Annotated in this window: 24 protein-coding genes; 17 read left to right on the plus strand and 7 right to left on the minus strand. The window is 61.4% G+C overall.

What is annotated here, in order from left to right:
* Positions 1-727: 727 nt before the first annotated feature.
* Complete coding sequence (locus VHO05_RS04235; RefSeq protein WP_329645367.1) at positions 728-1648, minus strand: LysR family transcriptional regulator; 921 nt, start codon at positions 1646-1648, stop codon at positions 728-730.
* Positions 1649-1802: 154 nt separating this feature from the next.
* Here VHO05_RS04235 and VHO05_RS04240 point away from each other — a divergent pair, with 154 nt between their 5' ends.
* The 3 genes from VHO05_RS04240 to VHO05_RS04250 are packed head-to-tail and all read left to right on the plus strand — an operon-like array spanning position 1803 to position 4058.
* Positions 1803-2738 carry a ring-cleaving dioxygenase gene (locus tag VHO05_RS04240; RefSeq protein ID WP_329645368.1) on the plus strand — a complete coding sequence of 312 codons (936 nt, stop codon included), beginning with the start codon at positions 1803-1805 and terminating at the stop codon, positions 2736-2738.
* Positions 2735-3394 (plus strand): alpha/beta hydrolase, encoded by a 660-nt coding sequence (locus VHO05_RS04245; RefSeq protein WP_329645369.1) that lies wholly within the window; start codon positions 2735-2737, stop codon positions 3392-3394. The genes VHO05_RS04240 and VHO05_RS04245 overlap by 4 nt, the downstream gene beginning before the upstream one ends.
* Positions 3384-4058, plus strand: a complete 675-nt coding sequence (locus tag VHO05_RS04250; protein ID WP_329645370.1) for a flavin reductase family protein — start codon at positions 3384-3386, stop codon at positions 4056-4058. Before VHO05_RS04245 ends, VHO05_RS04250 begins: the two co-directional genes overlap by 11 nt.
* A 109-nt stretch (positions 4059-4167) precedes the next feature.
* Here the strand turns inward: VHO05_RS04250 and VHO05_RS04255 are convergent, their stop codons facing one another.
* The gene (locus VHO05_RS04255; protein ID WP_329645371.1) at positions 4168-4584 is read right to left on the minus strand and encodes a helix-turn-helix domain-containing protein; all 417 of its coding nucleotides are present in this window, start codon (positions 4582-4584) and stop codon (positions 4168-4170) included.
* A gap of 410 nt (positions 4585-4994) precedes the next feature.
* On the opposite strand from VHO05_RS04255, the gene VHO05_RS04260 reads away from it, so the two are divergent.
* From VHO05_RS04260 to VHO05_RS04275, 4 genes are all read left to right on the plus strand, one after another.
* Positions 4995-5678 (plus strand): hydrolase, encoded by a 684-nt coding sequence (locus VHO05_RS04260; protein WP_329645372.1) that lies wholly within the window; start codon positions 4995-4997, stop codon positions 5676-5678.
* Positions 5679-5744: 66 nt separating this feature from the next.
* Positions 5745-7700 carry an amidohydrolase gene (locus VHO05_RS04265; protein ID WP_329645373.1) on the plus strand — a complete coding sequence of 652 codons (1956 nt, stop codon included), beginning with the start codon at positions 5745-5747 and terminating at the stop codon, positions 7698-7700.
* Positions 7701-7714: 14 nt separating this feature from the next.
* Positions 7715-8581 carry an efflux RND transporter periplasmic adaptor subunit gene (locus VHO05_RS04270; RefSeq protein WP_329645374.1) on the plus strand — a complete coding sequence of 289 codons (867 nt, stop codon included), beginning with the start codon at positions 7715-7717 and terminating at the stop codon, positions 8579-8581.
* A complete protein-coding gene (locus tag VHO05_RS04275; protein ID WP_329645375.1) occupies positions 8578-10188 on the plus strand; it encodes an MFS transporter in 1611 nt (536 codons plus the stop codon). Before VHO05_RS04270 ends, VHO05_RS04275 begins: the two co-directional genes overlap by 4 nt.
* Before the next feature lie 81 nt (positions 10189-10269).
* On the opposite strand, the gene VHO05_RS04280 is transcribed toward VHO05_RS04275, so the two are convergent.
* The gene (locus tag VHO05_RS04280) at positions 10270-10911 is read right to left on the minus strand and encodes an HD domain-containing protein (protein WP_329645376.1); all 642 of its coding nucleotides are present in this window, start codon (positions 10909-10911) and stop codon (positions 10270-10272) included.
* Between the two features lie 124 nt (positions 10912-11035).
* Here VHO05_RS04280 and VHO05_RS04285 point away from each other — a divergent pair, with 124 nt between their 5' ends.
* Together VHO05_RS04285 and VHO05_RS04290 are read left to right on the plus strand one after the other, a co-directional pair.
* Positions 11036-12010: a GlxA family transcriptional regulator gene (locus tag VHO05_RS04285; RefSeq protein WP_329645377.1), complete on the plus strand. Its 975-nt coding sequence runs from the start codon at positions 11036-11038 to the stop codon at positions 12008-12010.
* Between the two features lie 213 nt (positions 12011-12223).
* The gene (locus VHO05_RS04290) at positions 12224-12466 is read left to right on the plus strand and encodes a YdcH family protein (protein ID WP_329645378.1); all 243 of its coding nucleotides are present in this window, start codon (positions 12224-12226) and stop codon (positions 12464-12466) included.
* 54 nt (positions 12467-12520) lie between these two features.
* Here the strand turns inward: VHO05_RS04290 and VHO05_RS04295 are convergent, their stop codons facing one another.
* The 3 genes from VHO05_RS04295 to VHO05_RS04305 form a co-directional block, all read right to left on the minus strand.
* A complete protein-coding gene (locus VHO05_RS04295; RefSeq protein ID WP_329645379.1) occupies positions 12521-13282 on the minus strand; it encodes a hypothetical protein in 762 nt (253 codons plus the stop codon).
* 12 nt (positions 13283-13294) lie between these two features.
* A complete protein-coding gene (locus VHO05_RS04300; protein ID WP_329645380.1) occupies positions 13295-13687 on the minus strand; it encodes a polymer-forming cytoskeletal protein in 393 nt (130 codons plus the stop codon).
* Positions 13688-14163: 476 nt separating this feature from the next.
* Positions 14164-16107 (minus strand): hypothetical protein, encoded by a 1944-nt coding sequence (locus VHO05_RS04305; protein ID WP_329645381.1) that lies wholly within the window; start codon positions 16105-16107, stop codon positions 14164-14166.
* A 198-nt stretch (positions 16108-16305) separates the two neighbouring features.
* Between VHO05_RS04305 and VHO05_RS04310 the strand changes: the two genes are divergently transcribed.
* The 7 genes from VHO05_RS04310 to VHO05_RS04340 are packed head-to-tail and all read left to right on the plus strand — an operon-like array spanning position 16306 to position 21797.
* Positions 16306-16818 carry a Na+/H+ antiporter subunit E gene (locus VHO05_RS04310; protein ID WP_329645382.1) on the plus strand — a complete coding sequence of 171 codons (513 nt, stop codon included), beginning with the start codon at positions 16306-16308 and terminating at the stop codon, positions 16816-16818.
* Positions 16811-17089, plus strand: coding sequence for a monovalent cation/H+ antiporter complex subunit F (locus VHO05_RS04315; RefSeq protein WP_329645383.1), 279 nt, complete (start codon positions 16811-16813; stop codon positions 17087-17089). Before VHO05_RS04310 ends, VHO05_RS04315 begins: the two co-directional genes overlap by 8 nt.
* The gene (locus tag VHO05_RS04320; protein ID WP_329645384.1) at positions 17086-17376 is read left to right on the plus strand and encodes a monovalent cation/H(+) antiporter subunit G; all 291 of its coding nucleotides are present in this window, start codon (positions 17086-17088) and stop codon (positions 17374-17376) included. Before VHO05_RS04315 ends, VHO05_RS04320 begins: the two co-directional genes overlap by 4 nt.
* A complete protein-coding gene (locus tag VHO05_RS04325; RefSeq protein WP_329645385.1) occupies positions 17373-18314 on the plus strand; it encodes a hydrogenase subunit MbhD domain-containing protein in 942 nt (313 codons plus the stop codon). The genes VHO05_RS04320 and VHO05_RS04325 overlap by 4 nt, the downstream gene beginning before the upstream one ends.
* Complete coding sequence (locus VHO05_RS04330) at positions 18311-18649, plus strand: cation:proton antiporter subunit C (RefSeq protein ID WP_329645386.1); 339 nt, start codon at positions 18311-18313, stop codon at positions 18647-18649. Before VHO05_RS04325 ends, VHO05_RS04330 begins: the two co-directional genes overlap by 4 nt.
* On the plus strand, positions 18646-20172 hold the full coding sequence (locus tag VHO05_RS04335; RefSeq protein WP_329645387.1) for a complex I subunit 5 family protein: 1527 nt from the start codon (positions 18646-18648) through the stop codon (positions 20170-20172). Before VHO05_RS04330 ends, VHO05_RS04335 begins: the two co-directional genes overlap by 4 nt.
* Positions 20169-21797, plus strand: coding sequence for a complex I subunit 5 family protein (locus tag VHO05_RS04340; RefSeq protein WP_329645388.1), 1629 nt, complete (start codon positions 20169-20171; stop codon positions 21795-21797). Before VHO05_RS04335 ends, VHO05_RS04340 begins: the two co-directional genes overlap by 4 nt.
* A gap of 64 nt (positions 21798-21861) precedes the next feature.
* Here the strand turns inward: VHO05_RS04340 and VHO05_RS04345 are convergent, their stop codons facing one another.
* Positions 21862-23613 carry an APC family permease gene (locus VHO05_RS04345; protein ID WP_329645389.1) on the minus strand — a complete coding sequence of 584 codons (1752 nt, stop codon included), beginning with the start codon at positions 23611-23613 and terminating at the stop codon, positions 21862-21864.
* Between the two features lie 254 nt (positions 23614-23867).
* On the opposite strand from VHO05_RS04345, the gene VHO05_RS04350 reads away from it, so the two are divergent.
* Entirely contained in the window at positions 23868-24542 is a 675-nt protein-coding gene (locus VHO05_RS04350) for an XRE family transcriptional regulator (RefSeq protein ID WP_329645390.1), read from the plus strand.
* Positions 24543-24701 lie beyond the last annotated feature (159 nt).

Consider the following 24701-nt stretch of genomic DNA (forward strand, 5'->3'; position numbering starts at 1 on the left):
CGAATATTAGACGTGGCATCTCGGTGTATCGAGACGCTTAAGTGGTTGGGTAGCTATGGCTTTACCGGTGAGTGCCCCTCACATTCACAAGCCGTGTTGTAGGCGTAAGAAAATATGCGCCCAGGGCCAAATGCCTTTCGTGCCACGCTACATAGTGAAATGTCATTTCAGCCACGATATTCGATGATTGAGAACTGCCGCGGCGGCCAGTTGTCGTGGCTGACCAATCGGCTATCCTGAAATCTTTTGATTCTGGCGTGGGCGCAATTCGTTTGCCTGATGGTGCGGCGATCTGCGGCTGCTACCGTTGTGTCGTCGTGAAAACGGACTTTCAGGACGATCGCGCCACGCACGCGACGCGATCGCACACTTCTCACAGCGTCACGGTTTTCCGTGCTGCGGAAGGCGCTCGTTTCTTGTCCGAAGACCTGGATCGAGCGCCCAAATATTTGCCAAGCGGCCGTCTCGTAACTTAGGCATCCGGGATCTTCAATCGAACAATTCGTCGCGGAAGTTTACGGACATTCTGCGTCCGCACGGCACCGAGGACAGAGCCCGCGCGCACAGTTTGGCTGGCGCGCGCATGCAATCACGAAAGCAGGAGAGCAGGCACGTTCGCACTGGGGCTAGGGCGATGTGATGGCTCGCGAAGCATCAATCGAAATGCGATAACAAAGCTCTTCCTGAGCCTGTCCTTGAAGACGTGGCGATGTGGGTGAGCAGACACCTAAGAACGCGACTTCGCCAAACCACTCCAATCAGCCTTCTTTCCAAACTTCTGCACGAGAAAGTCGATGAACACGCGTGTCTTCGCCGCGAGATAGCGGTTCGGGGCATAGAGGGCATAGATTTCGAGATCAGCTGGAACGTGTTTCGGCATAAGGGATCGGAGGCGACCCGCAGCGACATCGGGCCCCACGATGAATTCCGGAAGAAGAGTGATGCCGACGCCAGCCACGGCTGCGTCGCACAGAACGTCGCCATTGGTTGACGCCATGCAGCTTGCGACAGCCCTGGTTGTCACCTTTCCGCCGTCGACGAGCGTCCATTTCTGCATGGAGGTAGTGTGTCCGTAGGTCAGACAGCGATGCGCGGAGAGGTCGGCCGGAGATTTCGGCGTGCCGTGAGCTTTCAGGTAGTCCGGCGACGCAACGATCATCATGCGTGTCGAACAAATTCGTCTGGCAATCAGACTCGAGTCTTTCAAAGATCCGATGCGGACGGTGACATCGACCCCCTCTTCAAGCGGATCGATGTAGCGATCCGTCAGAGACAGTTCGACTCTCAAATCCCGGTAGAGAGCCATGAACTCGGCCACCATCCTGCCGAGATAGAGCGTCCCGAACGAAAGCGGTCCGTTAATTTTTAGGACACCCTTCGGCTCGTCATGGAGGCGCGATATCTGCTCCTCCGTCTCTTCCATCTGAGCGAGGATCGAGAGGCACCGCTCGTAGTAGGCGAGGCCGGCTTCGGTTGGTGTGACTCTCCGTGTCGTCCGGTCCAGGAGACGTACACCGAGGTCGTGCTCGAGCTCGATGACACCTTTGCTCACGGCTGACCGAGTAAGCCCGAGCCGTCGTGCGGCCTCGGCATAGCTTCCACTCGCGACGACTTTCACGAATGCGCCCATGGCGTCGAACTTATCCATTTGTATCCTTTTTGGATGCAGTGTGCGCGTAAGTCTATGGATTGAGAAATTATCGTCAACGACAGAAATAAGGGCCAGACGCATCACGCTGCCCTTCAGTAAGCCCCAATTCCGGGATGCCCCTGAGAGCAGCGCAAAACGAAAGGCCCGATCTATGCCAGGCATTCATCACGTTACAGCCATAGCCGGCAACGCTGCCCGCAACTTGGACTTCTACACACGCGTGCTCGGACTTCGGTTGGTCAAGAAAACCGTCAACTTCGACGACCCGGGCACCTATCACCTCTATTTCGGTGATGAGAGTGGGCGCCCCGGTACGATCCTCACGTTCTTCCCGTGGGCCCATGCGGCTCGCGGACGTAATGGGATTGGGCTTGCCGAAACGACCTCGTTCCGTGTTCCCGACAAGTCTTTGGACTACTGGGCGCACCGCTTCGCCGACAAAGGCGTTGTCCATGAGGCCATCGCGCGCCGGTTTGGCCAACGCGTTCTTGCCTTCAAAGATCCCGATGGAATGAGCCTCGCACTCGTCGGCGTCGCCGGCGCCGAGAACGGCGAGGCGTGGACGGGCGGCGAGGTAGAGGCCGACCATGCGATCCGAGGCTTTCATGGCATCACGCTGCTCATCCGGAAGGCGGAGCGAACGGCTGCCATCCTCACCGGCGTCCTCGGTTTCACGCAGGTGGCCAAGGAAGGATCGGTCACCCGTTTCGAGGCGGCTGGCGCTGTGCACGGAGGCGTCGTCGATATCCACGAGGAAGCCGGCCAGGAGGAAGGGCGGATGGGGCGCGGCTCCGTGCATCACATCGCCTTCCGTGCCGAGAGCGATGCGGAGCAGGCTGAGATGCGGCTCAAGCTCGCGGAAACGCATCGGCTGCAGGCCACTGAACAGATGGACCGCAACTACTTCCGTTCCATTTATTTCCGTGAGCCCGGCGGCATCATCTTCGAGGTCGCAACCGACCAGCCGGGCTTCGCGGTTGACGAGCCTGTGGAGCGGTTGGGGCAGGATCTCAAGCTCCCCCACTTTCTCGAAGGCCGCAGAACTCAGATCGAAGCGAGGCTGCCATCGTTGGAGGTCGTATCATGACGAAAAATGGATATGAGATTGCAAGATCAGGTGCGCCGCTCGACAAAGCGCGCGGCGCCGTCATCCTCCTGCATGGCCGTGGCGGAATGGCCGAGGATATGCTCGCGCTGTCTGAGGCGTTCGCTCAACGCGACATCTCGTATGTGGCTCTGCAGGCGCCGAGCCGGACCTGGTACCCGCACTCGTTCCTTGCTCCGATCTCTCAGAACGAGCCACATTTGACCCACTCTCTGGCGGCTGTTGGCGAGGCTGTCCGCAGCTTGAAGTCCGCGGGTCTGTCCTCAGAACGCATCGCACTGATTGGGTTCTCCCAAGGCGCATGTCTCGCCCTCGAGTTTGCGGCGCGTAACGCCGAACGGTTCGGGGGCGTCGCAGCCCTGAGCGGCGGTCTGATCGGGCAGGACGGCACGCCCCGCGACTATCGGGGCTCGCTCGCCGGCACGCCGGTTTTCATCGGCTGCAGCGATGTCGACTCTCACATCCCGCTGGAGAGGGTGAACGAGAGTGCTGCGGTTGTGCAGCGGCTTGGGGCGAACGTCACCAAGCGGATCTACCCCGGCATGGGTCATACCGTTGTCGACGATGAAATACGCGCTATACGAGCGATGCTCGCCGCTATTGCAGGGGGCGAGAAGGAGCGCCACCATGCAGTTTGACTTTCGAACATTGACGGCAGCCGAGCGCTACAAGATCCTGATCGGCACCGTCGTGCCGCGCCCGATCGCGTGGGTCACCACGCTCTCGCGGGGAGGTGCGCGCAATGCGGCACCCTTTAGCTTCTTCAATGCGATGAGCAAAGATCCGCCGTTGGTGGCGCTCGGCGTTCAGGCGAACACGCGCGGAGATATGAAGGACACCGGTCGAAACATACTCGACACGGGGGAATTCGTCGTCAACCTCGTACCACACGCCTTGGCAGAGCCGATGAGCTTCACGTCTTACGAAGCGCCTTCGGAGGTCGATGAACTCGAAGCCGCGGACATCGAGACGACAGCGTCGGTTGTGGTGCGGCCACCCCGCATCGCACTGAGCCCGGTCGCGTTCGAATGCCGGCTGCATACCCACCTCGAGGTGTCACCAAATCATCTAATCGTGCTCGGGGAAGTCGTGTATGCGCACATCGCCGATGAAGCGATGCTCGATCCGGAGAAGTTCTACATCGACACGCCCAAGCTCGATCTCATCGGACGTATGCACGGGCGCGGCTGGTACGCCGCGACGCACGACCTCTTTCAAATAGAACGGCCGCCGGATGAGGCGTTGCGACCCAAGGGCATCCAATCAACGACCTCAAACTCCAACCAAAAACGGGAGAGCTGAGCCATGTCTACGATCACCTCAACGGACGGCGTCGAAATCTTCTACAAGGAATCCGCGCACTTTGCCGACGAGCAGCTCACCAGAGCAGAAGGCCGAATTTCGTCGCGCTTTATGCCTGATCGAACTGCGAGCGTGTTGCCTCGACTCTGTCTAGGTTCTCGTTGGCCCAAACGACGAGCCCAACAAGGGGCTGCAGCAGCGATCCACCAAGATCCGTCAAGCAATACTCGACGCTCGGCGGCTTCGTCGGAAAGACGGTGCGAGCGACGAGGCCGTTCCTTTCGAGCTCTCTGAGGGTCTCGGTCAACATCCTCTTCGAGATGTCCGGAATTTCCCGGCCGATCTCACTGAACCGGCGTGGCTGCTCCGAGAGAATGATCAAGACAAGGATTGTCCATTTGTCTCCAAGCTGGGCAAGCAAACTGCGAACCGGGCATTTATCGGGATCAAACTTCAGAGCACGCCAAGACTCGAGAAGTTCCTTTAGGCGATCGGCGCCCCGGTATCCGCGACGTAACCTGGTCACTGAAAAGTGCCTCCTTATCATTTGGATATTTGCAAATAGACTCGGCCTCGTACGTAGCACCTGGAGGCCATCTTGATACGAACACTTGATTTCGTCGTGCCCAGAACGTTGAGCAGCTTCACCCGCTTGCCGTTTCCAACCTCCTAAACAATACGCCTGACATGGGAATTGCGAGCACCGAGCACGCGGCTCGGCGGCTTGCTATGGCCTGCGCGGATTCCGTTGTCACGCGAAACGCAGCTAGCCGGGGTTTGCCGACTTCAGATTGTCGTCGGTACAGCTCCGCCGTGCAGACGCGAAAAACAATTGGCGAAAAATCATCGACAGTGTGCGTTGTGCTGCATGGATTGTCGCCAAGTGCCGTTTCGGCCAATGATGGCCTTACAAACAAACCCATCGGAGATCACGCCGTGTCCAAAGAGAAGCTCGAAGTCCTGACCCCGCAAAATTCTCAGCTTATCTTCATCGACCAACAGCCGCAGATGGCCTTCGGCGTGCAGTCCATCGATCGCCAGACGCTGAAGAACAACGTCGTCGGTCTCGCCAAAGCCGCTAAGGCGTTTAACATCCCGACCGTCATCACCACCGTCGAGACGGACTCCTTCTCCGGCCATACCTATCCCGAGCTGCTGGCCGTGTTCCCCGACGCCCCGCTTCTTGAGCGCACCTCGATGAACTCCTGGGATGACCAGAAAGTCCGCGACGCACTCGTGCAGAACGGCCGCCGCAAGATCATCGTTTCGGGCCTCTGGACGGAAGTGTGCAACACCACCTTCGCGCTCTCGGCCATGCACGATGCCGACTATGAGATCTACATGGTGGCCGACGCCTCCGGCGGCACCTCGCTCGACGCCCACAACTATGCCATGCAGCGCATGATCCAGGCAGGCGTCGTGCCGGTGACCTGGCAGCAGGTCCTTCTCGAGTGGCAGCGAGATTGGGCGCGTCGTGGAACCTACGAAGCCGTCACCGCGATCGTGAAGGACCACTCCGGCGCCTACGGTATGGGCATCGACTATGCATACACCATGGTTCACAAGGCGCCCGAACGCGTGACCCACGGCGCTCGCCTCAAGCCGGTTCCTGCCAACTGAATCGACCCTTGCACGACATCCAACCGGCGGCCCGATAAGGCCGCCGGTTCGAAACAGGAGCCTGCCATGACGATACGCCGCCGTACATTCGTTCAGGGCCTTGCGTCTACCGGCGCGCTGGCCACCATGACTTCACCTCTCGCCTGGGGGCAAACGATGACCGACGCACCGGACCTCATTCTACGCAACGGGCGCATCACCACGCTCGACACGACGACACCCGATGCCGAGGCTATCGCCATCAAGAATGGTCTCGTACAGGCGATCGGCACGACCGAGGAGGTGATGAAAACGGCAGGCCCAGCGACGAAGCTGATCGAGCTCGGCGGACGTCGGGTTGTTCCAGGCCTCAACGACAGCCATACGCACTTGATCCGGGGCGGCTTGAACTTCAACATGGAACTGCGGTGGGAAGGTGTGCCCTCGGTCGCCGACGCATTGCGTTTGCTCAAGAAGCAGGCGGCCCGCACACCGGCTCCCCAATGGGTGCGCGTTGTCGGCGGCTGGAGCGAGTTCCAGTTCGCGGAGCGGCGCATGCCGACCCTCGACGAGATCAATCAGGCGGCACCCGATACGCCGGTTTTCATTCTCCATCTTTACGGCCGGGCGCTTTTGAACAAGGCCGCGCTCAATGCGCTGGGCTTCGACAAGACGACACCCAACCCGCCGGGCGGCGTGATTGAAAAAGACGCAAACGGCAATCCGACGGGTCTTCTCGTCGCCAAGCCATCGGCGCTCATTCTCTATTCCACGCTGGCGCGCGGACCGAAGCTGCCCGTGGAAGATCAGATCAATTCCACCCGCCACTACATGCGCGAGATGAACCGCCTTGGCATCACGTCGGTGATCGACGCGGGCGGCGGCGGTCAGAACTACCCCGACGACTACAACGTCATTCAGAAGCTGCACGATGCGGGGGATCTCACCGTCCGCATCGCCTACAATCTGTTCGCTCAGAAGGCGGGCGCCGAGAAAAGCGACTACGAGCGTTGGATCGCCATAACCAAGCCCGGCGCCGGCTCGAGCATGCTGCGCATGAACGGCGGCGGTGAAAACCTCACTTGGTCGGCTGCCGACTTTGAAAACTTCCTCGAACCGCGTCCAGACCTGGCGCCCACCATGGAAAGTGAGCTTGAGCCAATCGTGGAGCTGCTCGCCGCCAACAAGTGGCCGTTCCGCATTCATGCTACCTACGACGAAACGATCGATCGCTTCTTGAGCGTGTTCGAACGCGTGAACGGAAAGACGCCCTTCGAGACGCGCTTCATCATCGATCATGCGGAGACCATCAGCGACCGCAATATCGACCGCATCTCAGCCCTTGGCGGCGGTATTGCGATACAGCACCGCATGGCGTTCCAGGGTGAATACTTCGTCGATCGCTACGGCAAAGAGGCCGCCCGCCAGACTCCTCCCGTCACGAAGATGCTGAAGGCTGGCCTGCCGGTCGGCGCCGGCTCGGATGCGACACGCGTATCCTCCTACGACCCGTGGGTTGGGCTCTTCTGGCTCACCACCGGTCAGACAGTGGGCGGGCTTCCCCTCTATGGCGAGGAGAACGTGCTCGACCGCGAGACGGCGCTTCGGCTCTGGACGGCAGGCTCGGCCTGGTTCTCGGGGGAAGCCGACGTCAAAGGGACGCTCTCGCCAGGCAAGTACGCCGATCTCGCCGTGCTGTCGGCCGACTACATGACGGTGCCGCCACAGGAAATCCGCCGCATCAATTCCGTGATGACGATGGTCGGCGGAAAAGTGGTCTACGGCGAAGACGCCTACGCCGATCTCTCCCCGCCGCTCCCGCCTGCCTCTCCATCCTGGAGCCCGGTCAACGAAATGCCGAGCCCGGCTAAGCGCGTCGACATGGGAGGCGAGATTCGCTACGCGCGAGCCTGCCATAACGCGTGCGGCAACCAGTGCGGCGTGCATGGACACGATCACGCCATCGCCTGGAACAAACCTATTCCGGTTGCCGACAAGGGATCCTTCTGGGGTGCCCTCGGCTGCTCTTGCTTTGCGGTGTAGCCATGGAAGTCGAGATGAAACGCAAAAATTGGCAGGCCTCTCTTTTCACAGGCCTCGCTTTCACGGCCCTTCTTCCAGTAGCAGCCCTCGGTGCAGACCCTCTGACATTGAACCTCAGCGGCGTCGTCGAACCTCGCGAGCGCGTAGCGATCGCCAATCAGATCACCGGTGTCGTCAGCCGCGTGCTTGTCGTGGCCGGTCAACACGTCGAACGGGGTGATGCCCTTTTCGAGCTCGACTCCGAACCGTTCAAGATCGACGTTGCGACAGCCAAGGCCGAGCTCAATGAAGCCCGCGCGCGCTTGCGCCTCGCGGAAGATGTCGCTGCGCGCCAAGGCCGTCTTGCCGAACGCGGCAGCGGCGCCGAAGCCCGTGCGACCCAGTCAGAGATCGAGGTCGAAGTTGCCCGAGCCGTCGTCGCCCGCCAGGAAAGCGCACTCGCTCGCGCGGAACTAGCACTCGAGCGTACGCGCATCGTGGCCCCGATCTCGGGCACGGTCGGCAAAACAAAAGTTGCGCCAGGCGCCTTTGTCGAGGCTGAAGGTGGCACCGTTCTAGGCGAGATCGTTCAGATCGATCCGATCCTGGTCGGCTACCGCGTGCCTTACGAAGACCGCCAACGGTCGCTCGACAAGGCGCAGACTAAGACAGCGCGAGCCTTGTTCGACAACGTTACTCTTACGCTAGTCCTGCCAAATGGCTCGACCTACGCGCATCGCGGCAAGCCGAAGTTCGAAAGCGCAGAAATCGATCGCGAGACGGGTGATCTTACCACCTGGGCCGAGTTCCCCAATCCCGACGGCGTGCTCGTGCCGGGCCTGAACGTCAAGGTAATCTCAGAAATCGCGGCCGCATCGACGGCTTCGGGAGAGCAAAAGTGACCGACCAGAAAGTAGCATCCGTTCTTCCCGCAGCAAAATCTGGCGCCTGGGAACCGTTCAAGCATCCCGCCTTCGCAGTCCTTTGGGGCGCGACGCTCGTCTCCAACATCGGCACCTGGATGCACGATGTGGGCGCCGGCTGGCTCATGACGGAGCTTTCGCCATCGCCAGCCGTCGTCGCGGCGGTTCAAGCGGCCACGACGCTGCCCGTGTTTCTGTTTGCGCTTCCCGCAGGGGCGCTGGCCGATATCGTCGACCGGCGCCGCCTTCTTATCACCGTCAACATTTTTCTCGGAGCGGTTGCGGCTCTGCTCGCGGTCCTCGTCAGCCTTTCCGCCGTGACACCGACGCTGCTGCTGCTCATCACCTTCGCGATGGGAACCGGAGCCGCCTTCATGGCGCCGGCGTGGCAGGCCGTCGTGCCGCAGCTCGTACCGCGGGAGCAGTTGATATCCGCGGTCGCGCTGAACTCGATGGGTATCAACGTCAGCCGCGCCATCGGTCCCGCACTCGCGGGATTCCTGATCGTCGCCTATGGGCTGACTGTGCCGTTCGCCATCAATGCGCTGAGCGTGCTCGGCATCGTGGCAGCGCTGCTCTGGTGGCGTGTGCCTGAAGCCAAGCAGAGCACGCTTCCGGCCGAAACCATCGTGCCGGCCATGATCGCAGGCGTACGCTATGCGCTGCATAGTGCGCCGCTCAAGGCCACGCTTCTTCGGGCTGTCGCCTTCTTCCTGTTCGCGAGCGCATTCTGGTCGCTGCTGCCACTGATCGCTCGGCACGTGCTGCAAGGTGGGGCGGCGCTCTACGGTGTACTCCTCGCCTGCCTTGGCGTCGGTGCCGTGGGGGGCGCCGTGCTGCTGCCGAAGATCAAAGCCCGGCTCGGCGCCGATGCGACGGTGAAAGCCGCCACCGTGGGGCTCGCTGGCGTCATCATCCTCATCGCGCTGGCACCAAATGCTTATCTGGCAGGCGTTGCCACGCTGCTCGCCGGTGTGTGCTGGATCTCTGTCGTGTCAACGCTGAACGTGTCGGCTCAGGTGGCGCTGCCGAACTGGGTGCGCGCCCGCGGCCTGTCGATCTTCATGATGGTGTTCTTCGGCTCCATGACGGTGGGCAGTCTCACCTGGGGCAATCTGGCCTCGCTCGTAGGTATTTCCACAACGCTTATCATCGCCGCCGCCGGCGCGCTTGTCGCTATTCCACTGACCAGCCGCGCCAAGCTGAATCAGGGCGAAACTCTTGACCTCACGCCGTCGCTTCACTGGCCAACGCCGATCGTGGACAGCGAGCTGCCCAACGACCGCGGACCCGTCGCGATCCAAATCGCTTATGAGATTGACGCCGCGGACAAGGAACGCTTCCTCGACCTCATGACCCATCTCGCCGAGGCCCGCCGCCGTAACGGAGCCTATGGATGGTCAATCATGGAAGATGCTGCTTCGCCGACGCGGTTCGTAGAATGCTGGCAGGAGGCATCCTGGCTACAGCATTTGCGCCATCATGAGCGTGTGAGCGGCGCCGATCGCGTGCTCCAGGACGAGATCGCAAAGCTGCATCGTGGCGCCGCCCCGCCGACCGCTGTGCATATGATCGCCGTGCGCTAGCCGCATCCCGTCTCCACGCGTTCTGGACAGTAGCACCGTCCGAGACGCGTGGAGGCCGGAGCGCTGGATGCCGGTTGAGCGTCAGCTGTGCCAGTGCGAGCAACGGATCACGCTGCAAAAGTTGCCGCGATGGAAATGCGGATCCTTATCGGCGATGACATCGGCCTTGACGTTGCCGAAGGTGGTGTCCGGCCTGTGCTTGATGCCGTCGTAGAAAGCCTGGATGATGTCTTCCTTGAACTTCGGCGTGCGTGGAAAGGCGCTGACGACCGCCTCGCGCTCGGCGTCGGAATATTGAGTGTAGGTCAGCCCCAGCACGTCCATCTCGACGCCTGCCGTCACGAGCGCGACGACCGGATGCATATGCTGCGGTACGCCCGGCGTAGTGTGGAGCGCTATCGCCGTCCAAACCGTGTAGGCGTCCTCTTCGGGGATGCCGTGGCTGCGCAGGAAGTCGCGCGCAGCATGGGCGCCATCGACCTCGAACCGCTCGTTCTGACTCGCATGATTGGCCATCAAACCGATATCGTGGAACATCGCGCCCGCGTAGAGCAGCTCGCGGTCGAACTTTAGGCCACGATGAACGCCAGCAATCGCGCCGAAATGATAGACGCGGCTCGAATGGTTGAAGAGCAGTTCCGTCTCGTTGTCGCGGATATATTCAGTGATCGCGCGCGCAAGCTTGCTGTCGGGAATGGCGGCGGTTTCGACGATCTTGCCCATGGTTTTCTCCTTGCTGGCTCCGATTGCAAGGAGGGTAAGTCTTGTGCGAGTGTGTCAGCAATCGACGTAATACGTCGAAATAAGACAAGTTCCGTTTGGGACGGACACAGGTGGATTTCCGACGATGACTCGCACCGTTGCGATCCTCGCCATGCCCGGCGTTCAGCTTCTCGATGTTTCCGGGCCGCTGGATGTGTTTGCCGAGGCGAACGTGCAGGCGGGGGCAGTTGCGTACCGCCTGATCGTCGGCGCTTGCTCGCCGGGGTCGCTGATCAGTTCTTCCGGCTTGCGCCTGATACCTGACTTCGTGGTCGGTGAAGGCGCAAACATGCGGATCGACACTTTGCTCGTTGCGGGCTGTCCGAATGCCACCGAGATTACACTGAATCCGTCCGCGCTGGGCTGGTTGCGACGTACGGCAGCGAAGAGCCGGCGCTTCGGATCAGTGTGCAGCGGAGCCTTCGCACTCGCCGCCGCCGGTCTGCTCAACGACGTTCGCGTCACCACGCACTGGGCGGTTGCCAAGGCATTGGCGGAGGCGTTTCCCGAGGTGACGGTGGACGAGGATGCCATCCACGTCCGCGACGGCAAGGTCCGCACAGCGGCGGGTGTGACGGCGGGCCTCGATTTGGCCCTTGCGCTGGTCGAGGAAGATCTCGGCCGCGACATTGCCATGCGGGTCGCGAGCCAGCTCGTCATGTTCTTTAAGCGGCCGGGCGGGCAGTTGCAGTTCAGCCGTAAAGGCGAGGCCGGACCGGTTGGGCGATCGGCGCTACAGGAAGTCCAGCGCTGGGTAGCGGCAAATCCGTCGCTCGACCACAGCGTCGCCAAGCTGGCAAAGCGTGTGAACGTCAGCCCCCGGCATTTCTCGCGGATGTTCCGGGCCGAGGTTGGTATGACTCCGGCGGCATGGGTTGAGGTTGCCCGTGTCGAAGCGGCCCGCCGGATACTCGAAGATGGACAGGATGCGCCCAAGAAGGTTGCTGCGCGCTGCGGATTTGCCGATGTAGACGTGCTGCGCCGTGCGTTTCAGCGGAGGGTTGGCGTCACGCCCGCTGACTATCGGCGGAGACATGGCGGCCAGGCTGGAAGTGAGTAACGTCGTCTCCCTCTACCAATTGCACATTTCATCTGGTTCGATAGCGCATACGTCTCAGGCGCCACCGCTCCCCAGTCCAGCTGCAGCAGATAAGATCAAGCCGTATCTGTCGACCCGGTTGTTTCGTTTTGATCGCTGTCAAAACCGACGGCCGGAGATCCGGCTACTGCCCTTGTGACAGGCCGGCCCCTCTTCACGATAGGAGACAGACGAATGTCGAACACACCCCATACACTTTCCGAGGACTTTCCGGGGATGGCCGAGGCGATCCACAAGCTGAAGGTGTCCGATGCGCACTTTGCGCGCCTGCTCACCGAGTACGATGCCGTGAACGACGAAGTGCACCTCGCCGAGACGAACGTGAAGCCGATGGATCAGTTTGAGGAAGAGAAGCTGCGGAAGCGGCGCATTCAGATCAAGGATGGCATCCTAGAGGCGCTCTCGAAGGTGAAGTAACCGGCATGCGCGTTCCGACAAGTCTTGGAACGCGCATCACCGCGATGCGGTGCATCACCCTGTCGGCTTTGCGTCGCCGCATTTCTCCAGTGCCGCAGACGTTGAGGACCAGCGGTCTTTGGTAACCGACACAATATATCTGCGGCACCCTTCTGACGCGCCCGTAACGAAGCGCACTTCGAAGAGGGCCTGTTGGCGCGTCGGCGTCAGGGGCCAGGAGAAGGTCCCATCGTCCGGTGTCTTCGCCAGGGCCGTCTTGATGGCATAAGCCGCATTTTTTAGATCGGAGTCGCTCAGCCGCGTCAGGAGAACATTTGGCAAATCCGGACTCAGGCCCGCCGCGATGGCGTGCGCTCTCTTGGGGCTCTGCTCAACAGCATCCTCCGCAGGTTCCGGCGTTTCCGAGTAGGCCGCTCCCATCGAAGCGGTCGTCTGTTCTTCAGAAGCAGAAGGGCTCGTGGTTTCGGTCTGAGCTGTTTCGAGCGGCTGCAGGAATTCCGGAGAAGCGGCAGATGCTGACGGCGGGGGTGCGGGAGTTGGCGCGCTGTTCTGGGCCGCCCGCAGAGCAATATCCCGTGCATTCGAGACAACAAAATTAATAAGCGACGTGGCGGACTCGATCAGAGTGTCGGTGCCCTGGCCGCCAGCGACAAAGGGCCAAATGAACGCGGCCGCCACAGCGCCCAAAAATATCCCCCGAAGCTTGGCTTTGTGCCTGTTCCTCAAGGGAGCGCCCACGCGGTCGGTAGGCTCGACGTCTAACGTGAAGGTCTCAAAATAGAGATCGCGAGGATAATGCTGATGACTTGGCGTCATGCTTTTCCTCCCTTAACGAACGTACTCATCAGACGCGTGGCGTTCTGCAGGGATCCAATCGGTGAGGCTCAATGGGTTCGCCACGCGCCTCGACTTCCCTTCGAAGAAGCAACCATTTTCCAGCGTGAGCTTTTGATGAAACACCTCCGCCGTGACCGAGCACGCCGTCTTCAGCGTGACGTGATTGGCGTAGATGGCGCCGGAGGCCTCGCCCATGATCGTTGCGGCGCTTGCCAAGATCGTGCCCTCCAAGGCGCCGCGCTCGGTGATAAGAATGCTCGTGCATCGAACGTCTCCGAGCAGTGTGCCCTCGACAACGATGTTCCCTGGATACTCAAGGTTACCTTCGAGGGTCGCCTTACGGGGAATGACAAGCGGCGGCAAAGTCGAAGGCGTTTCACTCATTGTCGTGATTTATCCGGGCTGGAGCTGATTGGGTTTGACGGCCTTGGAGCGTCAGGCGCGCCGTTTCGGCTTCTTCGGGTTCGCCGGTCTATCGTCGTTGAGCATCTGAGTGAGCACAAAGGCGACGACGACCGAAGCGAATAGAACAACGATGATTTGCATGGCAGTCCCCCTCGCTCAAAAACGCCAATACAAGAACTCCCACAAAGCCAGACGGTGTGATGGATATGAGCGTCCGGCCGGTTGGGTCTGTCGCATGGGCTGCATCTACAGCCAAGCAAATGCTGCGGAGAATGTGTCGAAAGATCGACCCGCAAAGGATTAAGGTAAAACGCTATTATTCCGGAGCTGGTGAGATTTTTGATGCAACTCGTGTCGAGCGCACGTGCAGGAATGGCTTCGTCCGCAGGCAACGGGAGCAATGGCCCAACGACGCGTTGCTCAGAGTTCCAGTCCCTACAGCGGGTGAGGGGGTGTTATCCGCGCGGCGGGCGACGCCGCTCGGTGAACCACGAGCGGTACTCTGTCATCTTTCCACGCTGCGCCGTGGACGCGCGCCGTTTGCACGTCGACGCTTCTTCGCTGCTCTCGGCGGCGCCCCATCTGAGCTCGACGCAGTCGTTCACGTTGTAGGCCATTTCGAGCGCCGCAATGCGATCGACGACATCCTTGAGCGCGAGCGTCCATTCCGACCCGTCGCTGCGCGAATAGGAAAACTTGCGCGCGGCTAATTCCGTCGCGAGGATGCTGTCCAAATCGGCTTTGACATCGGTGACGCTCTTGTCCTTGGGCATCGCGTAGCGATCGGGCCGCCGCGCGACGCGATCCGGAAAACCTCGCACCACATCGATCGCGATCAGAAGGCGCAGATCGCGGGATGGCGTGGCGAAATCCTCCCAAGCCCCGGTTGTCTCGAAGATGGACGCCCCGGCAGGCATGGCGACTTCGCCGCCTCCACCAACCTGGTACTTTCGGCCATTCTCGACTGAGGTCACGCGGGCTTTTACCTGCTCTTCGAGTGCCGTGATGGCTTCTTTCAAGGCGCGCGAAGGATCGAGCGGCGCGGGAGACATCACGTCATCCATGCGGTCATAGAAGTCTTCGATCACGAGCTTCGACTGCTCGACCGAGAAGTCTCCGTATTGCGGATCCTTCGCGATCTCATCGTCGCTGAGACGCCTCAGCGCACCGCCCTTGGCAACGACAATCGGCCGGAACCGCTTGAAGCCAGGGCTGCCGAGCGCAGGATCCTGCGCGAACAGAAAATTCCCGCGCCAGAACCGCTTGCGCGCGACCGTCCCGTCGGGCTGTCCGTCGACCGCAAGGAATACGCCTGCGCCGTCCCCGGTTTGAGCCACGCGTTTGGCGATCACCAGCACATGCCCGTAAGGATCGGCGTAGATGGTTCCCGGCCGCAGAGTCTCTTCCTTGAGCGGTACGGGGTAGTAATCCGTGTTGTCGTCGTCTGCTGCCGTACGCCCGTTGCCGGAGTGCACGGAATTGGCGACGGTCGTGCGCAAATAGAAGCCGAAGCCCGGAACGAGCCCTGGTGGTCTCTGAGGAATTTTGGAGGCGGCCGGCGGGGGAGGGCCGCCGAACATCCCGAAGAGCCCCTCCGACGCATATTTCTGTTCGGGCGGAGCAGGCGGCGGCTCTTCCTTCTGGATATTCCACCACTGCCCGCATTTCGGCGGCTGTCCGCCGCCGCCACGGGTACATTTGGAGTAGCCGAACGGCAGGCCCATCTTGAAGGCGAAGTACGCGCGCAGGAAATATGGCAGGTCGGCACAATCCGGTCGAATGACGAGACCTTTCTGGTCTTCGCCGAGCCCGAGGTGGTTGAACAGGAAGTTGCGCGATTTGTCCCGCAACACGTCATGCAGGGCGGGCCAAGAGGGTGCTTCTTCGAGGGGTGCATCGAAGAGCTTCTCGATCCACGCCGAGTAGAGGTTCTCGGTCGCTCGGTTCCAGGAGTTCCGCACGGGCCAGACGCTCTTTGCAGTCCCGCCACCTACGGAGCCCTGTTTGCGCTGAACTGTGATCTCGCGCGAGATGGTGCTGCATTCGCCCGCCGACCCGTCGCGGGCAAGCTTTGCTTGCCATGTGCCAGCCGCCGGCGCAGCGATTTCGGCGAACCAGAAGTAGGGCGGTCCGCCACGCCGGTCGCGCGATGAGACGGCGACCTTTCCGTCCGGCCCAGTCAACGTGAACTCGCCGTCGAGTGGCTTCTCGGCCGTGAAAACAATGCGCAACGGTGCGCCCTTCCACGGCACCACAGGCGACGAAAGGACGGAAAATCCCGCCGACTCGTCGCACGGGCCGGATGAAGCTTTGGATTGGGAGAACGCCGTCGAGCCGAAAAGCGCGCAAGCGCTCAGCAATGCGGTTCCAGCGACGACAAATTGGCGTGCGGTTAACACTCGCGCCTCCGGTCGCTTCGTCTCTTCTTAAACATTACAGGAAAAGTTTTCCGCTGAATCATGGCAAAATTTGTCGCCGAACGGATCAAAAGGCGACATCATCGACTGAGTTTCGAACTTCGTCGCATGAATAATACGTTTGGTTTTCGCCGAAGCCATTGTTTCATTTAGGTGGAACTCACTTTCGGAGCTTCCGAGATGGACAGCCCGGTCGGATCAGTCTCCGCACTCCCGCGTGCAGCGATTGGCAGAGGTGCGCTACTGCTGGGCCTGTGGCTTGCACTGACGCTCGGCGATTTGTCCGATCTTCCGGTAGGAATTGCGGCTGCTGGCCTTGCAACCTGGGTGAGCCTGCGCCTGATGCCGCCTCAAAACGCTCGGATTTCGCCGGGCGGTATCGCCGCGCTTTCCGTCCGCTTCTTTAGCCAGTCGGTCCTGGCCGGGATTGACGTCGCCCTTCGCGCGCTCAATCCCCGTTTGCCGTTGAAGACGGGCCTAGTGACCTACCGGTCGCATCTGGTGGATGGGGTCGCACTAAACGCGTTCTCGACGTTGGCAAGCTTGCTGCCCGGCACGCTTCCGGCCAGCACGGATCGCCGCGACGCAATCGTCATTCACTGCCTCGATGTCGATGAACCCGTGACGGCCGACATGGGCAAGGACGAGGCGCTGTTTACAGAGGCGGTCGGGGCGAGGAGGAGCCATGACTAGCTTTCTGATCTCTGCGGCGATCTTCGTCCTCGCGATGGTGGCGATTGGCCTGTTTCGCGTTTTGCGTGGGCCGTCTGCGGCGGATCGCATGATGTCGGCCCAACTGCTGGGAAGCGGTGGTATCGCCGCTCTCTTGCTTTTGTCCGTGGCCACGGATGCGCCGGCGTTGCTCGACGTGGCCATCCTGCTCGCGCTGCTCTCGGCGTTTGCCTCCGCGGCCTTCGTTACCGCCGCCGACGACGAAAACTCCGAGGAGGGGACCAATCCATGAGCAGCGTCGCCAACCTTTTCGTCATTATCGCGGTTGGGATAGCGGCTATGTTCTTCCTCGCCGGCACGGTCGGGTTGCTCCGCTTTCCCGATACGTTGACCCGCCTTCATGCCCTGACGAAAGCTGACAACCTGGGACTAGGGTTTGTCGTACTCGGGCTCATGCCTCTCGTTGGCGTCTTCGTCGCTCTCAAGCTCGTTTGCATTTGGCTGCTTGTCTTGTTCGCAAGCGCAACCGTCTCGCAGCTCATCGCGCGAAGCGCCTTGAGAAAGGCCGGTGCCCCATGACCGAGACGCTGCTGTTCGATGCAGCCTTGATTGCGCTGATCCTCGGCGTCACCGTCTGGACGCTCGCCGTGCGCGATACCATCGCCGCCGTCATCGGCTTTGTCGTGTGGGGTTTGCTGATAGCGTTCGCGTGGGTGCGCTTGGCCGCAGTCGATATCGCGCTGACGGAAGTGGCCATCGGAAGTGGCGTGACGGGGATGCTACTGCTCCGGGCAGGCGCGCAGGCCAGAAAATTTGATGCGCCAGTCAAGCCCGTCAATCGAACCACAAGCATCATAGCAGGCGCACTTTGTGGCGTGGTTTTTGTTGTCCTCGCCGCCGTTGTGCTGCTTGCCACCGGACCAGGCCCCACGCTCGCGCCTCAGGTTGCCGAGAGCCTGCCGCTCACCGGGCTCGGTAATCCTGTGACGGCTGTCTTGCTGGCGTACCGCGCGTTCGACACGCTGCTCGAGAAGGTCGTTCTGATGCTCGCCTTGCTCGGCGTCTGGTCGGTCGCGGCGGACCGAGCCTGGGGGCGCCCCCCGGAGCTGTGGACCGCATCCCGTCGCGATGGCGTGCTCCGCTTCTTCGCGCAGGTGCTGGCACCAGTGGGGATCGTGTTCGCGATCTACACCTTCTGGGCCGGGGCTGACGTTCCAGGCGGAGCCTTTCAGGCGAGCGCAGTTCTGGCGGCCATCTGGCTGATCGTCGTCATGGCGGGACTTGCCCGCTTGCCCGCAACTGGCTCACCGGCTCTGCGCCTGTCGCTCGTTGCTGGAGCCGCCATCTTCCTCGTCGTCGGCATTGCCGGTGTTCACATCGCCGGGGCGTTCCTCGCCTATCCACCCGATTTCGCGAAGGCACTGATCATCGCGATCGAGGCCGGGATGGTGTGGTCGGTCGCGGCAACGCTCGCGTTGCTCGTCGCTGGGCCGCCTCAAGCAGGAGAACGGCGATGAGCACTGCCGCCCTCTTCGGATTGTGCAGCGCCGCCCTGATCGCGCTTGGCCTGTACGGGCTCATGACGCATCCGCACCCCCTGCGGAAAATACTGGCGTCCAACCTATTGAGCAGCGGTGTCTTCCTATTCTTCGGCGTGATTGCAAACCGAGGTGCGGGGAACGGCTTTGCCGGAGATCCTGTCCCGCACGCGATGGTCATCACCGGCATCGTCGTCGCGTTTTCCGCCACGGCCTTGGCCGTTGCGCTCGTGCTGCGGCTTTATGAAGTGTCTGGTACTGCAGATCTCGGCGTGGAAACGCCACGACCGGACAAAGAGGCAGCCCCCCGATGATCGAGACGGCCGCCGCCACTGGAGCGGGGAACGCTGAAGCTTATCTGCTTGTTCTCGCGATCATCTTGCCTGTCGGCGGAGTGCTGCTGTCGTTCCTGCTGGGCAGCCGTCAGGCGGAACGGATCGTTCTGTGCCTTCTTCCGCTCGGCATGGGGATTGCCGGTGTCATTCTCGCCGACGTTTGGCGCTCAGGAAAAGCACTGACTTACGTCCTGGGAGGCTGGACACCGCCGCTCGGCATCATGCTACGCGCTGACGGCCTGTCGGCCGCGATGCTGGTAACGACGGCGATCATCATCGCGGCGGCCGCCTTTTTTGCCCGCGCCAAATTCTCCACCCCGCGAGACACGAACGACGAGAGGGCGCCCCTCGCGTTCTGGACCTTGCTCCTCGCCGTGTGGGCCGCGCTCAATGCGGTGGTCTTAGGCTACGACCTTTTCAACCTATACGTCGCCTTGGAGCTTTTGACCTTCGGAGCCGTCCCGCTGGTCAGCCTCGACGGTCGCGCGGAGACGCTAACGGCCGCACTGCGCTATCTGCTCTTTGCCCTGGTTGGCTCGATGTTTTATCTGCTTGGCGCAGCGCTTCTCTATGGCACCTACGGGACCCTCGACATCGGCCTCCTCGCGTCACGCGTACGGCCCGAGCCAGCCGTCTATGCGGCAGGCGTTTTGATGACGGCGGGATTGTTGGCCAAGACGGCGCTCTTTCCGCTCTATCTTTGGCTGCCGCCTGCCCACGCCGGTGCACCAGCCGCCGCCAGCGCCGTGCTCTCGGCCCTCGTCGTGAAGGGATCGTTCTTCCTGGTGGTCCGGATTTGGTTCGATGCCCTGCCGGGAATTTTTAATGCAGCGTCTGCGCAGGTGCTGGGAGCGCTGGGCGCTGGCGCCATCATCTTTGGCAGCCTGCTCGCGCTCCAGCAGCCGCGACTGAAAATGGTCGTCGCCTATTCGACGGTCGCGCAGATCGGATACCTGTTCCTGATGTTTCCACTGATCATCGGAACCGCCAGCGGAATGCCGTGGACCGGCGATGCCTGGACGGGCGGGTGGATGCAACTCTTTTCACATGCGTTCGCCAAGGCCGCGATGTTTCTCGCGGCAGGCTTGATCGCGGAGGCTCTGGGGCATGACCGCATCGCGGACCTTGGGGGTATCGGCCGCGCGCTGCCGATGACGACCATCGCCTTCGCGCTGGCGGGTCTCTCCCTGATGGGCATTCCCCCGACCGGTGGGTTTGTCGCCAAATGGATGTTGCTCACAGCATCCGCGATGGAGGGGCAGTGGTGGTGGGCCCTGGTCATTCTGACGGGCGGTCTGCTGGCAGGCGCATACATGTTTCGAATTCTCGTGCCCGCGATGGCCGAGCCGCGCGCCGCCTTGCAAGCTTCCGTCTTACGGCACCGGGAGATGGTTCCGCTCGCGCTCGCGGTTGTCGCGCTGCTGCTCGGGCTCGTTCCGCTGCAACCTATGGAGCTGCTGCAGATCGGCCGGCCCGCAAGTTTGCAGGGGGCCGCGCCATGACGAGCGGAGGCGTTCTGATTGCCGCTGCGCTGCTTGGGCTGCTCGCCTTGCTGGTTGCATGCCTTTCGGCGCCGATGCGAGCGCGCATGACGGAGCTGTTGCCATTGGCGCCCATCCCGGCCCTTCTCGCGGCGATTCTGTCGAAGTGTGACGCCTCGCTCGCCCTTCCACCGGCGCTGCTCGGAGCGACGTTCGTCATCGATAAACCAGGTGCGATGTTGCTCGGCACGGCCGCTCTTTTGTGGATCGCGGCCGGTATCTATGCCGCTACGTTCATGCGAGCAGATACCGATCGCGGTGCCTTTGCCGTTTGGTGGCTTCTGGCGCTCGTCGGAAACCTCGGCGTATTCATGGTCGCCGACCTCGCGAGCTTCTATCTCTTCTTCGCTGTAGGCGGGCTGTCGGCCTATGGTCTCATTGCGCACGATGGAACATCAACGTCACGCCGCGCCGGGATCATGTACATAGCCTTCGCGTTGCTCGGCGAAGCCCTTCTGCTGATGGCGCTCGTATTGCTGTCTGCAACCGCCCCAGAGCGGACCATCCTCATCCGCGATGCAGTTGCCGTTCTCTCTCAGTCGCCATCGCGCGATATCATCTTGGCCCTCGTGATTGCGGGGCTCGGGCTGAAGATTGCGCTCGTCCCGTTGCACGTGTGGATGCCGCTCGCCTATACGGCCGCGCCCATACCAGCGGCGGCCGTGCTCAGCGGCGCGGCGGTGAAGGCGGGCGTGATCGGATTTCTGCGGTTCCTTCCGTTCGACGCCGCATCGCCGGAATGGGGCTCGGTGCTCGCGGGATTCGGGATCATCTCAGCTTTCTACGGCGTTGCCGTCGGCATCACCCAGAGCAATCCAAAAACAGTTCTGGCCTATTCGAGCATCAGCCAGATGGGCTTGATCGCGGCTGTCCTCGGCATGGGGCTTGCCAGCGGCGACGGCACGACCGCGTCGGCCGTGAGCTTCTATGCGGCCCATCATGTGCTCGTGAAGGGCGGCCTTTTCCTCGCGGTAGGGATAGGGCTTTCGAGCGGCTCGCGCCCGACGTGGGCGGTTCTTGTTCCCGCTACAGTCTTGGCCCTCAGCCTTGCAGGATTGCCGTTCACCGGCGGGTGGCTTGCCAAACTTGCAGTCAAACCCACGCTGGGAGCGGGGTGGATCGGAACCTTCGCAGCTCTCGCAGCCGCCGGAAGCACGCTTCTGATGCTGCACTTTCTACGATGCGTCACCGCGCTGCCGCGAACCGCGCAGCCGGTGCCCGCGCCTGCCGGGCTTCTCCTGCCATGGCTCGCGGTGGCGCTGGCGTCCGTTGTCGTACCCTGGGCGCTCTATCCGACGGCGGTACAGGATGGATACGCAAACGCACTGTCTCTTGCCGGTCTTTGGGATGGCGTGTGGCCCGTACTTCTGGGCGGAGCGTTGGCCTGGCTTTTACGCGCGCGTCGCGTGCTGATGCGCGAGCTGCCGGTGGGCGACATCGTCGTCGCTTATGAAGCCGGCGCGCGAGCCATGATGACGAGAGGGGCCATTCTGTCGAACGCGGACCAGGTTTTGAGAGGCTGGCGTGTCGCGTCCGCAGGCCTGTTGGCGGTTGTGGCGGTGCTCGCCGCAACGCTCGTCTATTGAGAAATGCAGAGTACTGGGCCACCTGGGGCCGGCCGCTGCCACGGCCGGCCCCAGGTCTGTGCTCTCAGGACGGAAGCTGGAAGTAGAAGTGGCCGAAGAGTGTAATCGCTGCGCCGGCCGCGAGCGCAAGATAGGGGAGAATGCCGGCCCGCCGCTCGCCTAGATCCTGGCTCTTGAGATCCAGGTCGATCAGCATGTGATCCGGAAACCGTCCCTTGTCCTGCACGTAATGTCGGAAGACGAACACAGGGATGATGAGCAGGCCGAACATAAGCCCATACCAGAGCGCGTTCGGATTGCCCCACACCTTCGCGCCCACGCCCATCAGGAACAGGTTGAAGAAGCCTAGCCCGGCGTTGACGCCCACGAGCCAGTTCGGCGTGCGATACGGCCGAGGGATATGCGGACTGTCGATGCGGTGGATCCACGTCGATTGGAGATTGAGGAAGATGAAGATCATGTAGCCGACGTTCGAGATCGACAGGATCAGGTAGTACGCCGTGGCATCGGAGGCGGCGAACGTCAGCAGACCGAGATTGAAAATGAGATCCGTCCACATGGCCCGCGTGGGCGCGCCGTGCTCGTTCGTGTGCGCGAGATACTTCGGCAGCCAGCCATCGACACCGCCCTGATAGAGGGTGCGGGAAGAGCCGGCCATCGCCATCTGAATCGCAAGGATCAGGGCGAGGATCATCATCATTTCGAGCAGATGCGTGACGATCTTTGATCCGCCGCCGACCATGTTGCCCATGGCGGCCGCAACGCCTGTACCGTCGACGATGCCGGGCTGCGTCATGCCTTCCAGGCCGAGATACCCTTGGAAAGCCGCAGCGACGAGCGTGTAAAGCACCACGCAAAGAATACCGGCCGCGATGATGGACTTCTTGGTATCGGAGGCCGGGTTCTTGAATTCGCGCGTATAGCAGACGGCCGTTTCGAAGGCGTATGTCGACCAGCCCGCAATAAACAGCGCGCCAAGGAAATAGGTCCAGCCGCCGTTGTTCCATTCTCCATTTGGAGGAACGAGTGGCGTATAGTTCGCGTAGTTCACACCGCCGTTAAAAAACGGAACGATGCCGACGATGAGCATCGGGACAACGACAAACAGGCCGATGACGGTCTGCACGCGCGCCGTTCCGAGAATGCCGCGATGCTGGATCGCAAACGTGATCAGCATCAGCGCGGCGCCGATGAAGAATGTCGGTCCGATCTCGATGTTCGCGAGACCGAAGAACGAAAAGCTCGCAAGAGTCATCGTGCGCAGCGCGGGCGTTGCAGCCTGGGTTACAGCGGCAATCGCGAGCTTCGCCGCTTCTTCCGCGGATTTGCCATCGATGGCAGCGGCGTTTGCCGCGCTCTTTAGCCAAGCCACGACTTCCGGAGACTCGGGGCCGAATACGGGAATGGGAGCAACCGCGTTCAAGATGTAGCCGGCGGCAATCGCGCAGCCGAGCGAGAGAACGGGCGTCCACGCGTACCAGTTGCACCAGACGGACAGCGGCGCGATGAATTTGCTGTAGCGGAGCCAGGCAGCCGAGCCGTACACGGCGGCGCCGCCCGACTTGTTTTTGAAGAGTCCCGCGATTTCCGCGTAGCTATAGGCCTGAAACAGACCGATGACGACCGAGATGGACCACACGAGAAACGCGAGCTTTCCCGCCGTTGCGCCCATGCCCCCGATCGAAATCAGAACAAGAGCGGGAACACCGCTCGCAATCCAGAACGCGCCCTTCCAGTCGATCGTGCGGTGCAACCCGCCGAATTCGTCTCCCGGAAAGGCGTCGCCCTCCGGCTTCCTATCCACCACTTCCTGCATGCTTCGCTCCCTGCGCTTCCCTTGGTTGGGAAGCTATTTGCGTAGGTCCTACCGCGAGGCATACTGCCGCACAGTTGCCTGTCATGCAATATACTTGCATCACCTGCATGCATATAAATTGCAGCTCAGGTAATGATTGAGATCATGCGGGGGGAGCTGGAAAGGGCGTCGCGCGAGAGAAAAAAGTAGGCGAAGGATTGCGGAATGTCGCTTCTGAAGTTTCAATTGGCAGAAGATGATAGCAAGGAAGGTCCATGGTGAGATCGAAAGTGCGGAGAGCCCCGGCGCGTCGCCCCCGGCACAAGGCCAAGCATCAGACGAAAGTTCAAGTGCAGCCGGACACCACGTCCGACACGGCGAACGTTCCGCTGGAGAAACGAATCGGCGAAGTCTTCAAGCAGCTCCGCTTGGCGGCCAACCTCACCCTCGCGGATTTGAGTGCAGGGGCCGGAGTTTCCAGCGCCATGTTGAGCCGTATTGAGAATGGCATGGCAACGGCGAGCCTCGACACGCTGGAGCGCCTTTGCCTTGCGCTCGGTATCGGGCTTTCGGATCTATTCAAGCGGATCGACAGGAAGCAGGGGACGGCTCAGCTGGTCAAGCGCGACGAGCAGATGGAGGTCGTGCGCGTCGGTACGAAGTACGGCTACACCTACAAGCTGCTCTCCTACGACAAAGGCCCGAAGAAGCTGTTCGATCCCTTCTTCATCGAGATGGACAAGAAGAGCCAATCCTATCCACGCTTCTCCCACCCGGGCACCGAGTTCATCTATGTGCTTCAGGGGCGTGTGGAATACCGGTTTGGTGAGTTCACGTATCTGCTGGAGCCGGGCGATGCCTTCACGTTTTCCGGTGATGTGGTGCACGGGCCGGAGCGCTTGCTCGACGACCACGCAAAATTCTTATCAATCATCATCTATGCGGAATAGCGCGCGGATGCGCTTCGGATCGCCCGAAAAAAGCCGGGAGCTTTCGCTCCCGGGGAAAGTCGGGGGAGTACGCGTGCAACTGAAGCTCGGTTCACGACAAACGAGACAGTCGGGTAAGCTCCCGTGTCATGGACGAGGCATCCAATCGCGAGGACCGCA

Source organism: Hyphomicrobium sp., assembly GCF_036262015.1.
In the GTDB taxonomy this organism is placed as follows: domain Bacteria; phylum Pseudomonadota; class Alphaproteobacteria; order Rhizobiales; family Hyphomicrobiaceae; genus Hyphomicrobium_C.